The 15,140-nt window shown below is 29.8% G+C and carries 14 protein-coding genes and 1 pseudogene; 11 read left to right on the top strand and 4 right to left on the bottom strand.

Going from position 1 to position 15,140, the window contains the following annotated elements; genetic code table 11:
- Positions 1-63: 63 nt before the first annotated feature.
- The 3 genes from AD998_21520 to AD998_21510 form a co-directional block, all read right to left on the bottom strand.
- Positions 64-879 (bottom strand): alpha/beta hydrolase, encoded by an 816-nt coding sequence (locus AD998_21520; protein ID KOY84349.1) that lies wholly within the window; start codon positions 877-879, stop codon positions 64-66.
- 147 nt (positions 880-1,026) lie between these two features.
- Positions 1,027-1,866, bottom strand: coding sequence for an alpha/beta hydrolase (locus AD998_21515; protein ID KOY84328.1), 840 nt, complete (start codon positions 1,864-1,866; stop codon positions 1,027-1,029).
- 8 nt (positions 1,867-1,874) lie between these two features.
- Entirely contained in the window at positions 1,875-2,687 is an 813-nt protein-coding gene (locus AD998_21510; protein KOY84327.1) for a short-chain dehydrogenase, read from the bottom strand.
- A gap of 448 nt (positions 2,688-3,135) precedes the next feature.
- Between AD998_21510 and AD998_21505 the strand changes: the two genes are divergently transcribed.
- The 11 genes and pseudogenes from AD998_21505 to AD998_21455 all read left to right on the top strand — a co-directional run bounded on the left by AD998_21505 (position 3,136) and on the right by AD998_21455 (position 14,346).
- Positions 3,136-3,735, top strand: a complete 600-nt coding sequence (locus tag AD998_21505) for a hypothetical protein (GenBank protein KOY84348.1) — start codon at positions 3,136-3,138, stop codon at positions 3,733-3,735.
- Positions 3,732-4,802 (top strand): hypothetical protein, encoded by a 1,071-nt coding sequence (locus AD998_21500; protein KOY84326.1) that lies wholly within the window; start codon positions 3,732-3,734, stop codon positions 4,800-4,802. The genes AD998_21505 and AD998_21500 overlap by 4 nt, the downstream gene beginning before the upstream one ends.
- Positions 4,803-5,070: 268 nt before the next feature.
- Positions 5,071-5,610 carry a DNA-binding protein gene (locus AD998_21495; protein KOY84325.1) on the top strand — a complete coding sequence of 180 codons (540 nt, stop codon included), beginning with the start codon at positions 5,071-5,073 and terminating at the stop codon, positions 5,608-5,610.
- A 102-nt stretch (positions 5,611-5,712) separates the two neighbouring features.
- Positions 5,713-7,173 (top strand): annotated as a pseudogene (locus AD998_21490) (serine hydrolase).
- Between the two features lie 207 nt (positions 7,174-7,380).
- Positions 7,381-7,917: a hypothetical protein gene (locus tag AD998_21485; protein ID KOY84324.1), complete on the top strand. Its 537-nt coding sequence runs from the start codon at positions 7,381-7,383 to the stop codon at positions 7,915-7,917.
- Positions 7,918-7,934: 17 nt separating this feature from the next.
- Positions 7,935-8,258: a hypothetical protein gene (locus tag AD998_21480; GenBank protein KOY84323.1), complete on the top strand. Its 324-nt coding sequence runs from the start codon at positions 7,935-7,937 to the stop codon at positions 8,256-8,258.
- Positions 8,259-8,315: 57 nt separating this feature from the next.
- Entirely contained in the window at positions 8,316-9,188 is an 873-nt protein-coding gene (locus tag AD998_21475) for a hypothetical protein (protein ID KOY84322.1), read from the top strand.
- A gap of 350 nt (positions 9,189-9,538) precedes the next feature.
- Positions 9,539-11,017: a hypothetical protein gene (locus tag AD998_21470; GenBank protein KOY84321.1), complete on the top strand. Its 1,479-nt coding sequence runs from the start codon at positions 9,539-9,541 to the stop codon at positions 11,015-11,017.
- Between the two features lie 95 nt (positions 11,018-11,112).
- A complete protein-coding gene (locus AD998_21465; protein ID KOY84320.1) occupies positions 11,113-11,916 on the top strand; it encodes a hypothetical protein in 804 nt (267 codons plus the stop codon).
- A gap of 24 nt (positions 11,917-11,940) precedes the next feature.
- On the top strand, positions 11,941-12,831 hold the full coding sequence (locus AD998_21460; GenBank protein ID KOY84319.1) for a hypothetical protein: 891 nt from the start codon (positions 11,941-11,943) through the stop codon (positions 12,829-12,831).
- Between the two features lie 84 nt (positions 12,832-12,915).
- Positions 12,916-14,346 (top strand): hypothetical protein, encoded by a 1,431-nt coding sequence (locus AD998_21455; protein ID KOY84318.1) that lies wholly within the window; start codon positions 12,916-12,918, stop codon positions 14,344-14,346.
- 152 nt (positions 14,347-14,498) lie between these two features.
- On the opposite strand, the gene AD998_21450 is transcribed toward AD998_21455, so the two are convergent.
- The coding region (locus AD998_21450) for a hypothetical protein (GenBank protein ID KOY84317.1) at positions 14,499-15,140 on the bottom strand (642 nt) is incomplete at its 5' end.

Raw genomic sequence — 15,140 nt, 5'->3', positions numbered from 1 at the left:
TTAGTACAAGTGTAACGCACCCTTAAAGAGTTCGTTACACTCATAATAAGCAACTCGCATTTATTATTTATTTAGGAATAAATTAATGTAAGTAGTTGATAAATCAGGGTATTGAAATTGTGGAGCATGTCCTGATGCTGGAAAAATGACATGTTGAACAGTTGGAGCATTTTTCAATAATGGAAACCAGTTTTCAGTCGCAAATGAAATATCGTGGTCAGCAGATAAAACTAGTACTGGTGTTTTTAATGTAGCATATGCAGCTCTATAATTTTCTTTATCTTCTGCAATAGCTGTGTTTGATGCAAAATAACGTTGAAAAACTTCTTGTGTTGATGGTACTTTGCTCCAATCAGTTTGTTTCATGATTCTACCCATAGAAGCACCTGCTGCAACTCTACTTTTTTCAGATTTAGGTTCGAAGAAAATCACAACAGCATCTTCAAAATCATTTACTGGTTTTAATGCTCTTTCTAAAAAGGCTGACTCAAAAGGAACATCATTTTTACCCATTGGATTGGTTCCTATCAAAACAGTTTTCAAAACTCTATTTGGGTTCATAAACATAGTATATTGAGCTACCCATCCACCATATGACCAACCCATTACATTAAATTTGTCAATTTTCAGATAGTCCGCCAACTTTGTTACTTCTGCTGCGACATCCTTAATGTCTAAAGGCAATTCACCTGTTGAGTATCCAATACCTGCATAATCGAATGTTATGACTATATTATTTTTGGCTAATAATTCTAGGAAAAGAGGATCCCATGTGTCTAACGTGCCACGAAAACGATTGGCTAAAATGATAGGTGTCCCTTTTCCAATTTTACGATAAGCAATCTTTTGATTATCGATTTTTGCATAATGCGTTACAATTGTTTGTTTCGCTTTGTTTTTTGATTCTGCTTGTTGAGCAAAAATGTTACTGAAGTTTGCTATTACTGCAATGAATAATGCGATTGATAATTTTAAATTTTTCATGGGTTTATTTTTTAAAGTGATTATTATGATTTTTATATCCTTCTATTTTTGATTTAAAAATGAATTGATGTAAGACGTTGATAACTCAGGATATTGAAATTGTGGAGCATGACCTGATGCTGGAAAAATGACATGCTGAACAGTTGGAGCATTTTTCAATAGCGAAAACCAGTTTTCAGTCGCAAATGATATATCATTATCGCCAGATAAAACCAATACAGGTGTTTTGAGTTCAGCATAAGCACCTCTGAAATTTTCTTTGTCTTCAGCAATTGCTGTGTTTGATGCAAAATAGCGTTGGAAAACTTCTTGAGTTGCTGGCACTTTACTCCAATCCGCCTGAGCCATAATTCTACCCATAGAAGCTTGTGCCGCTGCAAGGCTTGCTTCAAATTTTGGTTCAAAAAACAACACTACTGCATCATCAAAATCATTAACAGGTTTTAAAGCCCGTTCAAAAAAGGCTGGCTGAATAGGTACTTCATTATGACCCATTGCGTTGCTTCCAATAATTACTGTTTTTAAAACCCTTTCGAGGTTCATAAACATGGTATACTGAGCTACCCATCCACCATACGACCAGCCCATTACATTGAACTTGTCAATTTTTAGATAGTCAGCCAGTTTAGTTACTTCTGTTGCTACGTCTTTTATATCAAGTGGTAATTCACCCGTTGAGTATCCAATACCTGCATAATCGAATGTTATGACTGTATTATTTTTGGCAAGTAGCTCCAAGAATAGAGGATCCCATGTGTCTAATGTGCCACGAAAACGGTTGGCTAAAATGACGGGTGAGCCTGACCCAATTTTACGATAAGCAATCTTTTGATTATCGATTTCTGCGTAATGTGTTTCTGTTAAATTTTTCATTTTTTTCATTTTTTTATTTAGTTAATTTTTACTGTATTTACACTCTTTATTATTGTATCCTCAAACATTTTGGGAACAAATGATTTTAGAAAAACTATCATTCCTGCCATTTTACCTATTGGATTACTAAACTTAGGTTCTTTTGAGTTGATGAGTTTTGTAATATTCTCTACAACCGTATTAGGTTCTTCTGCTTCCTTTAATCCATTTTGAATTAATGCATCTACTTGTTTTCGGTAAGTATTGTAATCATCAATCATGTTTCCATTAGCAGAAATAGAACTTTGCCCTAAATTGGTTTTAAACCAACGTGGCTCAACCATACTTACTTTAATATTAAACTGATTTAATTCGAAACGTAGGGAATTAAAATAACCCTCTATTGCATGTTTTGAAGCTGAATAAAATGAAAGATTGGGATGACCAATTAAGCCAACAATAGAACTAACAGTAATAATTTGTCCAAATCGTTGCTTTCTGAAGTAAGGCAATAAAGCATTTGTTACCTTAACTGTTCCCCAAAAATTAGTTTCAAACTGCTGTTTACCTAACTCAATGGGTGTTTCTTCTGCAATACCAGTTACCATATATCCAGCATTGTTTACCAATACATCCAAAGTTTTAACTTGACTAAAAAGCTCTGCACCAAATGAATTGATAGAAGCATCATCATCTAAATTTAACTTCAATAATTTGAAAGGAAATTTTCCTTGATACTTTTGAGGTTCTCGGCTTGTACCTATTACAGTAAAACCTTTCTGATGAAGGTCATTGGCAAGCATCAGCCCAAACCCAGATGATGCTCCTGTAATTAAAATTGTCTTGCCCATTATCTGATTTTTTTATTGTTAAATGATGAAACAAAGATAGAGGGACAAGTAATTTTTCTAGTTATACAGAAGTCGGAAGGTATGATACAAATTTACGGAAGGTTTTTTTGTTTAATATTGAAGGTTTGTAGTGGAGTTCTTAGCACTTCAACTGCCATATAACCAAACTAATGTTAGCATTTCATGCTTATGGTGTTATATTGTAGTGAAATTTATTTCTCTTAAAATTATGTCTTATTAGTTTTTCAAAATCAAATAATCGGCAATAAAAATACTTTATTGCCGAAATATAGCTACATTTGTATTTAAAAAAGTAGCTATGGATAAATTACATTCTCAAGAATTAAAAACAGTTTTTGAAGGTATTGAAAGCTTCAAAACAGATGATATTGCTCATTTATATCAAAAAGATGAACCCCATTTAAAGCAAACTACTCTTCATTGGAGGATTCATCATCTTGTTGAAAAAGGGATATTGGAACGTATTGGAAAAGGGATATTTAAAATTGGAAAAAATGTAGTTTTCAACCCAAACTTAGATAAGAAAACTAAAACGATTTACAATAAAATTAAGTCCTCTTTTCCTTTCATTGAATTTTGTATCTGGAATACTTCTGTATTGAACGAATTTTCATTACATCAATCCAACAAACATTTTACACTCATAGAGGTAGAGAAAGATAGTGCTGAATCTGTTTTTCTTTTTCTAAAAGATCAGAATCATAAAGTTTTTTTCAATCCCAATGCAGAAATTTTAGAAAGATATGTTTTTGATGCTTCTAACCCAATTATTGTTAAATTTTTAGTTTCAGAAGCACCTCTTCAAAAGATTAAAAACTACAATACCATTAGCCTTGAAAAATGTTTAGTGGACTTATATTGTGATAAAGAATTATTTAGCTTTTATCAAGGTAAAGAGAAACAAACTATTTTTAAAGAAGCCTATCATAAATATACAATTAATAACACCAAACTCTTGAGATATGCATCAAGAAGAGGGAAGAAAAAAGAAATAGAGAATTACATTCAACAAATCAATATTCAATGATACAAAAAGAGTTGATCAATATAGATTGGATAAATCAGGTAGCTAAATCTAATCAAAATGCTGATAAAATCTTGGTTGAGAAAGTGATTCATGCCTTACTCCTTTTAGAAGGATTAGCCCAAATTAAAATGGAATTTGTTTTCAAGGGTGGAACATCTTTAATGCTACTTTTCAATTCTACAAAGCGATTATCCATAGATATTGACATCATTGTGGAAAATACGTATGAAAATTTAGATGAAATACTGGAAACAGTTGTAAAACAACAAGGTTTTAATCGAATGGAGTTACAAAATCGTAGCCATCTTTCCAATATAGAAAAAGCTCATTACAAATTCTTTTATACTCCCTTTCACAAAACAGCCAAAGAAGAAGAATATATTTTATTGGACATTCTATTTGAAAAAATTGCTTATAGCAAAATCATGGATACTCCTATTGTCTCTACTTTTATACCCACTACAGAACAAGCTACTTTGGTGAAAGTACCTTGTTTTGAGGATTTATTGGGAGATAAATTAACTGCTTTTGCACCTCATACAACAGGTATTCCCTATTACAAGGGAGAAAATAGTATGAGTATGGAAATCATTAAACAATTGTATGATATTGGGAATTTATTTGATGTTTGTATAGATTTAGAAATAGTAAGAAAAACCTTTAAAAACTTTGCTAAAACAGAGTTAATATATAGAAATGCACAACATCAAACAGAAAATGATGTATTGGATGATATTTTTCAAACTGCTCTTTGTATCACCAGTCGTGGAATATTAGGTAAAGGAGATTTTGAGGAGTTACAATTAGGAATTAAACGAATTACAGGCTTCATTTTTTCTGAGACATACCATATTGATAAAGTAATTGTTTCTGCTTCCAAAGTGGCCTATTTATCAGTATTGTTAGTATCTAACACAACAATCTTTGGGAAATTTGAAAATCCTTTACAAATGAAAGATTGGCTCATTGAAAATCCAGAGTACAATAAACTGAACAAACTCAAAAAGTCTAATCCTGAAGCATTTTTTTATTGGTTTAAAACTATTGATTTGATAGATAAGATGTAATTTTTAAAGTGTTGTTTTTAAAATATGTTGAATTATTTTAATCTTTATACCAACCTATTGTTCTCCACTATAATCAAGATAAAAAGAAAAAAGCATTTAACATTAAATGCTTACAAAATTATTTGAGGGCTTAAAAATCAGTTCAAGAAACCCCGTTTTTTGAACACAAATTAATAGGACAACACTCAATATAATCAAAGAATATTAGAGAAATCAAAAGTCTAGTTGCATATTTACAAGTTAGGAAATATTAAAAAAGCAACATCAAATGTCAAAACTGAAAAAGATTAGGGAAAAACTCAATTTAACTCAAGAAGAACTTTCTGATAAATCAGGGATTTCTGTAAGAACCATACAACGCATTGAATCAGGTATTGAGCCAAAAGGTCAAACACTTAAAATATTAGCAAAGACATTAGGAGTAAAAGAAGAAGAGTTGCTTGAGAAAACAGAAGTAGAAATTGAAATAAACTCTACACTCATTAAAATCATCAATCTTTCCTCATTACCTTTTATTGTTTTCCCTCCTGCCAATATTATGATTCCTCTGCTTATAATGTTTGTCAAAAAGCAGTTTAATCCATTGGCAAAACAAATTGTTTCTGTTCAAATTCTATGGCTCATCTCAGCAGTGATTATTTTCATGCTCAGTATTTTTATAAAGAAAGGGCTTTCACTTGGAAACAATTTTACTCTCCTTGTTATGATTTTATTGGCTTTATCAAATATTTTAATCATTCTCTGGAATGCAGCAGAAATTGATAAAAAAGGAAAATTGTTTTTTAAGTTGAATTTCAGCCTTATATGAGTTTTTTTTGAAAGTGACGGCATATTGTCAGGATATTGGCGGGTAGATTTTTGTGATAAAATCATCATCAATCTCATCTTTGCAGGAAAAAAAATGCTCAATATGACAAAACAAATTTTTTCCATCCTAGCCATTTTTGTTTTATCTATTTTAAAAGTTTCTGGACAAATAGATAAACACTCTGAATTATTTCTTGAACTCAAAAAGGAAGATAGTATCTTTTTTGAACGTGGATTTAATTGATGTGATTTACAGTATTTAGAAAGTAGAATAGCCAAAGACTTAAAATTTTACCACGACCAAAGTGGATTTCAGGATAGAAAGATCTTCTTTGAAAACACTCAAAAATACATTTGTTCTAATTCAGAGAAAAAACCTATTCGCAAGTTAGATGTAAATAGTTTGGAGGTATTTCCTCTTTACAACAATGGTAAATTATATGGTGCTATTCAAAATGGAATTCATCATTTCTATTTAAGAGAAAAAAATAAAGAAGATTTATGGACTAGTACAGCCAAATTCACAAGTGTTTGGATTTTGGATGATAAAATTTGGAAATTAAGCACAGTTTTGAGTTATGATCACCAAAACCCAAAGGTTGAGAATAACATAAGTGGTATTGAAAAGCTACTAAAAGACAATAATGTTCCTGCACTAGGAATTGGTGTAATTGAAAATGGCAAATTGACTAAAGTAGAAGTTTATGGAACTTTAGATCAACAAAAAACAGCACCCTATAATACTATTTTTAAAGTTGCATCTCTGACAAAACCAGTTTTTGCTTTAATTACATTAAAGCTGATTGACAAAGGATTATTGGGTTTAGATGAGCCTTTACATAAATACTGGATTGACCAAGATATTAAAAATGATGAAAGATATAAAAAGCTGACACCCAGAATCATCTTAACACATCAAACAGGATTTCCAAATTGGCGTTATATGCATCCATCCAATAAATTATCCTTTCAATTTGACCCTGGAACAAAATATCAATACTCAGGTGAAGGTTTTGAATACTTAAGAAAAGCCATTGAAAAGAAACTTGGTAAAAGTATAGAAACTCTTGCAAAAGAGCTTTTATTTGACCCTCTGAAAATGTTGGATACACGTTTTTGGTGGGAAAATGAAATGGATGAAAAAAGGTATGCACAAAACTTTAATGAAAAAGGCGAGAAAATAGAAACAGTAAAGTATTATCAAGCTAATGCTGCAGCAAATCTTTTAACTACAGTTGAAGATTATGGAAAGTTTTTAGAATATGTAATCAATGGAGCTGGTATTTCTGAAAATCTTTATCAAGAAATGAAAAAACACCAAGTCAAGCTAAAAGAAAATGATTTTTTTGGGCTGGGTTGGGAAATTTTAACTAATTTTAGTAATGAGGAGTATGCTTTATTACATTCAGGAAAAGACCCAGGAGTAAGCACTTTAGCAGTTTGGTTTCCTAAATCCAAAAATGGTTATTTAATTTTTTTAAATGGAGACAATGTAAACTCTATTTATGAAGAATTATTAACTAAACGGCTTTATCTGGGAAGTGAATTATGGAACAGAAAATAGATTCTCAAACAAAAATATTTTAAAAGATGATGTTTGATTGTATTAAGCCAAATTTTAGAAAGTACACCAAAGCACATCTATCAATGAATTTTAGTATTTGATAATCAACAAGTTGATAAAGAAGGGCTAAGTGCCAACTATAGACAAGCAGAATCTCAATTAAAAGAATAGCTAAACTTAATCGAAACAGGCTAAAATACAAATATAATGGACATTGAAAAATTAAAATTCCCAATTGGAAAGTTTGATAAACCAACAACTATAACCAGAGACATATTGAATAATTGGATTGCTGAAATTTCAACATTTCCTGAAAGACTCTCAAAAGAAGTCATTAATTTAACAGAAGAGCAACTCAATACTCCATACAGACCTGAAGGCTGGACAATAAGACAAGTAGTTCATCATTGTGCAGATAGTCATATGAACAGTTTAATTCGTTTAAAACTTACCTTAACAGAAGAACAACCTACAATAAAACCATATTTTGAAGAACGTTGGGCTGAATTGCTAGATTCCAAAAATATGCCTATTCAATCATCATTAAAAATAATGGAAGGCATTCATGAAAGATGGACGGTTTTACTTAACAATTTAATGGATGAACAATTAGTAAGAACATTTATTCATCCAGAACATGAAAAAACTTTTAGAGTTGATGAAAATATAGGTATGTATGCTTGGCATTGTAACCATCATCTTTCTCACATAACTGAAACCAAAAAGAGATATAATTGGAAGTAATAAAATGATTTAAGATAATGAAAGGTTTTTTATATGTAAATAATGATAACATTGGAGAAGTAAATTTCTCAATTATTGATGAAAGTATGGGTAGCATTGGTGGTAATTTAATTGCAAAGAATAACTACAAAAAGTATCAGACAACTATCCAACAAGATTTTGAGAATCAGGGAATTTCTAACCTTGATAATTTTAATTTTCGTATTATTCTTGAGGACAAGTTTGAGTTAAAACCAAATGGTGGTATTGGAATAACAGATTCAGTAGGCTTTGATGAAATTTATGTTGAATCTGCTGGAATTGACACAGAAACAATGAATAAAATAAAAAATACCATGTGATACAAACTTATATATGCTAAATGGTACCCAATTAAAACACCTAAAAGAAATGTATAAATGAGTTTGATTTTTAAGTTTACTAAAAAATTTATCTGGAATAGATTTTTAGACAATGGTTTCCAAAACAGAGATATAAAAGCAGATGATTTAGTTATTGATTATTGGGATAATAATAGAGACTCAGAGGCTATTATTTTACTACATGGTTTTGGTGTTCAGACAGAATATCAGTGGTATAAACAAATTGCTATACTTTCCCAAAAGTACAGAGTCATTGTTCCAAATCTCTTATATTTTGGAAAAACGGTACAGAATAATAAATACCAACTTCAAGATCAAATTAATCTAGTTAAAATTATAGTTGAGAGATTACGATTACAAAAGTTTGATTTGATGGGTCTTTCGTATGGTGGCTTAATAGCAATTGAGTTCTGTGTACAAAACAAAGAAATAGTAAACAAATTAATATTAATTGACTCTCCAATAAAGTACCTCACTACAAATGACTTAGAAACAATCTGTCAAGTATATCAGATTAACAAAATAGAAGAATTATTTGCACCTAGAAATTATATAGGCTTCAAAAAGCAGTTTAAAGCAGCCTATTATCTCAAACAATTTATTCCAAATTTTATTTATAAAGTTTTGTATGACAATTTGTGTTTGCCTAATATTGAAAATTGGGAAAGGCTAATTGTAGAACTGAAGTCAAATCTTGAATTATATGCCCAAAAAGAATATTTAATTGAGCATTCTATATTATTAGTTTGGGGTGAGTATGATGATATTATACCAACTAGCATTGGTTCTCAATTAAAAAATCATTTAAAAAATAGCAAACTTGAGGTAATAAAAAAGTCTAAACATCTTCCTAATATAGAACAATCAAGTCAGTTTAATAAAATAATGATGAACTTTTTAGGAAATTAATAGATTAAAAAACAGCTTGGCAATGTATGGTAGGATGATGGAAACATTTTTATTGTACATAAATGCTATAGATGATATAAAAAAGTTGTTTCTTATTCATCTTCTCTCAAGAAACATTTACTAATCCCCATTTTTTTAGACTGTTTAAACAGAACAATCTTTCTTTATATAGTAAATCTTACAATGAATTTCTATAATTAATAGGAATGCTACTATCTTTAATGTAAACTATATCAAATTTTTATAAAATTTTACATTCAAAATTTTTAATTTTCTTACATACAAATTATAAATCATTCATTATTAGTTACCTTTGTCAAAAATTGATAAATACGTACACTATGTAAATCATGAAAAAGTTAGCAATTCTCATTCTAATATTATTATCCCTTAAGTCTTATTCTCAGTCATTTTATGTAAACACCTCAGATGTATTTGCCAATGGTGTATATAAATTCGACATTTCAAATAATAGTGAAATTTTACAAAATAATTGCTCTTTAGGCCAAATACCAGACGATTTTTATACTGATATGGCAATTGACAAAGATAGTAACACATATTATCTGTCATCTTGGGGAGATTTGTATATCAAAGAATTTAATGGTAGTTGTCGTTTCTTGGGAGCATTTCCAACCACTGGTTCTGTGAATGCTTTGGTAGCAGATAACAATAATTTCCTGTATGCATGTGGCTCAGAATATATTAATGGAGTAGATGTAGGTGTATTCTATAAATATGATTTGACAACAGGTGTTTTTAGTACTATTGGAATATTACCACCAAACTTTATTCCAGCAGGAGATTTATTTTTCTATAACCGAAAACTCTTTTTAGCCTGCTTGGATACTTCAAGTATTACTTCCTGTATCATAGAAATAGATATGATAAATCCATCTCAAAGTCGCTTTTATATGGCTTCAGAAGATAATGTGTATGGTACATTTTCCATAAACTATGGTTCTTATTCAAAATCATATATAATTTCAACAGATTTTATAGGATCTTCTCTCTATGAATTGGATATGGAAAACAGACAAGTTGGTGGTTTCATTAGGTCTTATGATTATATCGTTTTTGGAGCTGCTTCAACATACGATTTAACATCCACTAATGCTACACCTAATACATTAACCGTTGATTTGGGAGAGGATATTAATACTTGTATAGGAAAAGAAATCACTTTAGAAGCAAAAACATTGCCTTCTCAACTTTTTTATACTTATCAATGGAATACTGGGGAAACAAATAGTCAAATAATAGTAAAAAATGCAGGAATTTACTGGGTTGATGTTACAAGTCCTTATGGAGTCTTGAGAGACTCCATTGAGATAAAACTAGAACAGTGTGAATTTGATATTTTCACTTCCAATCAAACAGGGGAATTTATTAATGCCTGTACAGAAGAAGAAATCACTTTGGAAGTACGTTTGCCATTACTTTTGAGTTCTTACCCTCTTAAATGGAGTACAGGGGAAATCAATAACAAAATAACCATCAAAGAAGCAGGCATTTATTGGGCTGAAATTACAAGCCCTTATGGTGTTTTCAGAGATTCCATTGAGATAAAAGAAGAAAAATGTATTTTCATTCCTAATGTGTTTACACCCAATAATGATGGTATCAATGATGCTTTTTATATAAAAGGCATCAAGAAAGGAAATTGGCAATTACAAATTTATGATAGAAGAGGATTATTGGTTTATGAAAATAATACTTATAAAAATGACTGGAATGGAGGTAAATTGCCAGTAGCTTTGTATTATTATAGACTTATCAGGGAAGAAAGTAGAGAAGAATACAAAGGTTGGGTGCAAATTCTCAAATAAAATATTAAAAGTTGTTAATGATTTGTTTATAAGCTATTTATTGACTAAGTGTATATTTTTATTTATTTTTGAACAGTTATAAAACCATGAACACTATGAAAAAAATCTTTCTACTCATTCTCTTGATATTCTCTGTTAATATTATCATTGCACAAGACCTTAATTTGGTATGGGGTAAAACTATGAGACCTATGTCATTGGGTATAGCTAATCTTGGTAGATCAATAGCGAATGGTACAGATGGTAGTATTTATATAGCAGGTTTATTTGGTGGAGAAACCATGGATTTTGATCCAGATGCTGGAGTATATGCTTTATCTAAAGTAGAAAATGATAATTACAATCCTACAGACATTATTCAGCCACTAGTGGTTAATAAAGCTAATCAAACCATCACTTTTGAAGTAATTCCAGCAAAAACATTTTCAGGGACACCAGAAAGTTTTACTCTAAAAGCAACTTCTTCAGTGGGTTTACCAGTTCAATTTGGTTCTTCTAATACCTCTGTGATTAGTATTTCAGGTAATACAGCTACTATTTTGGGAACAGGGATAGCAGATATTACAGCTTTTCAAAACGGAAATACCAATTATAATGCTGCAAATTCAAAACAGACAGTTTCTATTATCTTGTCTAGTATTGATGGAGTAAAAGGAAAAGATATATTCTTATATCCAAACCCTACTAGTGATATAGTGTATATTCAGGGATTGAAACAGTTGGATGTTGACATTCATCTAATCAATGCAAAAGGAGTGGAAATTCCTTTATTGAATAGAACAATCATCAATTCAAATACAATAGCTTTTGATATAAGTTCTTTGCCTACTGGATTGTATTTTATGAAAATAACAAATACCAAAGAGCAGTCATTTTCAATTAAAATTATTAAGAAATAAGTTTATAATCATCAAGATATTACAATGAAAAAAACAATATTAACACTTTTAGGACTTTATTTGACAGTTTTTACTTTTGGTCAGACAAATACTACTAAACTTATTGAAATTAGCAAGATATACAAAGACTTCATGTTTCGTAATGAGCCAACGAAGCAAGTATTCAAGGATATTAAAGCAAATGTTCCGAAAAATTTAAAAGTTGGAATAGACTTTATTATTCAAACGATTACAACAAAAAACCAACTTTTAACTCGAAAGTTTTTGTCTCGACCTGATGACCAAACTTTGAAACAAATTTTTATAATCAATGCTATTAATTTGAATCTAAATGAAGAGAATCGGGCAGATAATAATAAACTTATTGATAGTTTGATGAATGCAAATATTCCAATGTATGAATTAGTGGATAATTATTATGGGATGTTATTTACAGCAGTTGGAAACAAAAATCAGCCATTTGATTTCTCAAAAATTAATTTTCAACTCAAGGACTATAAACTCAAAGATGATACAGAAAAAGGCATTTTCTTTTTACGATGTATGGATTATTGTGGTAAGACTGTTTGGGGATATATGAATGTTGCGAATCCTCCAAACACAACAAAAGCATTTGATAATATAAAAAAGTATCCAACATTCAATGGAAGCACTTATTATCAATATACAGACTTTTATTTTATGGACTTTGAAATGAACATTGAGCAGGGAAAAGGAAAGCAAAGTTACAAAGGTTATTATTTGAATAAATATTACGAAACACTTTTAACACATCTAATTTGCTTAAACAAAGAAAATGGAAGTGAAAAGGAAATGAAGGATTTATTACTTGGTTCTATTTTGAAAGAAAGAAAACTCTACAAATACACCAATTATAAGGATATTTTAGAAGAACTTTTTAAAGAAGAAAAATAATGAGTAAGGACTATTTGTTAAATCCTCAAAAAAATAATTAAGTCTATTGTAAATAAACCACTCATAACTTGTCAATATAGACATATGAAATATATTCTTATCATCATTACTTTAATATGTACTTCTAGCTGTTTTGGGCAATATCATTTTGATAAGACTAAAATTTCTAAGAAAATAGAAGAAATTATCAAAAGAATTAAAGATGTTAATCAAGTGATGGGCAACGCAGTTTATTATGAAGGAATAAAGCCTCCACAGTATGATAACTTCATAGAACTAAGAAATAAAGCAACCCAAAAAGAGTTATTAGAACTAACAAACCATCCTAATGGTGTTGTTCGCTGTTATGCCTTTTGGGCTTTATCTTATATCCAATCTGTAGATTTACTTCCAGTTATTATCAAACACATTGATGATGATGAATTTGTATCAACTCAATTTGGTTGTATTAGAGATGAAGAGAAAGTAGGAGACTTTTTTATTAATTGTATTAACTCAGATGTAAGAAAGTTGTCAGTATCTGAGTCTAAATATTTAGACAGTATTCTTATTTATACACCTAACCAATTATATGCTAAGGAAGATGCAATTGATAGAGCAGAATTAACAGAATCCTTTTACAAAAGAGTAAGAGAATTGGTGATAAAAGAAAAAAATCAGTCTGCTTTAGTGGCAATAGCCAAATATAAGAGAGAACAAGATGTTTCTTTGATACTCAATAACAAAAATGATTATTATACCTACCAAGCAATGGCTTTATTCCCTCACCCTGATTTTCTGCCATTTCTCCAAAATAAGTTAATAGAGACATTAGGTGATGATCATTTTGACTCAGCTTGGAGAGGAATGTATGCTACAATTGCTAGTTATAAAAATGATAAAGCCCTTGAATTACTTCAGATTCCATTTACTCAAGTCAAACATAAGCATATACAAAAATATCATATGGAATTTATTTTTGGAGCTTTAGAAAAATTTTATAGTCCTATTTATGAACCATTGCTTTGGAGAATGTGGGAGGATGAAAATCTAGTAGATTTGCAAAATTTCAAGATACTTTATTATAAAAATGCAGAAAAAGCATTTGAACTTGCAAAAAAAACAATCGAGAATGCAGATGATTTTTACTATACCAAAGTAAGACTTGATAAAACAGATGAAAAATCTCCAGATTTGTTGGAGATAATGCTTGATTCTATCTTGGCTAGGAACAGATTTGTTGCTATTGAGTTAATCAACAAAAATATCAGAGGTATAAATGTTCATCACTTTCCAATATTTGCTAATAAAGCTTTACAACTCAAAGAGAAGGTTTTTATCACATCCCTTTTAGACAGACTGGAAAAAGAAACTAATCCATATATTTACTTGAAAGCAACAGAAACACTTATTGCTTTTCAAGATAAAAGTATTAACAAACAAATACTTGAAATCTATAAAAGAAATAAAAGCTTACAAACTGGATGGGGCGGAGAAAATTTTGCAGAATTATTAAAGAAACATAAAATAGAATAAGAGACTCTATTGAAATTTAGGGAAGGTAAACAATTTTGACAAAAAACCAGACAATATGCTAATAATTAAAAATAAATTGCTTATTATCAGGGTATTGTTATTAGATTTAACTACCTGATTTATCTAATCTATATTAGTCAACTCTTTTTGTATCATTGAATATTGATTTGTTGAATGTAATTTTCTATTTCTTTTTTCTTTCCTCTTCTTGATGCATATCTCAAGAGTTTGGTGTTATTAATTGTATATTTATGATAGGCTTCTTTAAAAATAGTTTGTTTCTCTTTACCTTGATAAAAGCTAAATAATTCTTTATCACAATATAAGTCCACTAAACATTTTTCAAGGCTAATGGTATTGTAGTTTTTAATCTTTTGAAGAGGTGCTTCTGAAACTAAAAATTTGACAATAATTGGGTTTGAAGCATCAAAAACATATCTTTCTAATATTTCTGCATTGGGATTGAAAAAAACTTTATGATTCTGCTCCTTTAGAAAAAGAAAAACAGATTCAGCACTATCTTTCTCTACCTCTATGAGTGTAAAATTCTTGTTGGATTGATGTAATGAAAACTCGTTAAATACAGAAGTGTTCCAGATACAAAATTCAATGAAAGGAAAAGAGGACTTAATTTTATTGTAAATCGTTTTAGTTTTCTTATCTAAGTTTGGGTTGAAAACTATATTTTTTCCAATTTTGAATATCCCTTTTTCGACAAGATGATGAATCCTCCAGTGAAGAGTAGTTTGCTTTAAATGGGGTTCATCTTTTTGATATAAATGAGCAATATCATC

It is taken from the genome of bacterium 336/3, from assembly GCA_001281695.1.
Classification (GTDB): Bacteria; Bacteroidota; Bacteroidia; order Cytophagales; family Thermonemataceae; genus Raineya.
The sequence above is the reverse complement of the archived record's forward strand: the minus strand, read 5'-3'. Positions and strand labels throughout refer to the sequence as shown.

Excerpts from the sequence above, each read along its gene's own strand:
- AD998_21515 (KOY84328.1), bottom strand. The coding sequence starts at position 1,866 with ATGAAAAAAATGAAAAATTTAACAGAAACACATTACGCAGAAATCGAT.
- AD998_21510 (KOY84327.1), bottom strand. The coding sequence starts at position 2,687 with ATGGGCAAGACAATTTTAATTACAGGAGCATCATCTGGGTTTGGGCTG.
- AD998_21500 (KOY84326.1), top strand. The coding sequence starts at position 3,732 with ATGATACAAAAAGAGTTGATCAATATAGATTGGATAAATCAGGTAGCT.
- AD998_21495 (KOY84325.1), top strand. The coding sequence starts at position 5,071 with ATGTCAAAACTGAAAAAGATTAGGGAAAAACTCAATTTAACTCAAGAA.
- AD998_21485 (KOY84324.1), top strand. The coding sequence starts at position 7,381 with ATGGACATTGAAAAATTAAAATTCCCAATTGGAAAGTTTGATAAACCA.
- AD998_21480 (KOY84323.1), top strand. The coding sequence starts at position 7,935 with ATGAAAGGTTTTTTATATGTAAATAATGATAACATTGGAGAAGTAAAT.
- AD998_21475 (KOY84322.1), top strand. The coding sequence starts at position 8,316 with ATGAGTTTGATTTTTAAGTTTACTAAAAAATTTATCTGGAATAGATTT.
- AD998_21470 (KOY84321.1), top strand. The coding sequence starts at position 9,539 with ATGAAAAAGTTAGCAATTCTCATTCTAATATTATTATCCCTTAAGTCT.
- AD998_21465 (KOY84320.1), top strand. The coding sequence starts at position 11,113 with ATGAAAAAAATCTTTCTACTCATTCTCTTGATATTCTCTGTTAATATT.
- AD998_21460 (KOY84319.1), top strand. The coding sequence starts at position 11,941 with ATGAAAAAAACAATATTAACACTTTTAGGACTTTATTTGACAGTTTTT.
- AD998_21455 (KOY84318.1), top strand. The coding sequence starts at position 12,916 with ATGAAATATATTCTTATCATCATTACTTTAATATGTACTTCTAGCTGT.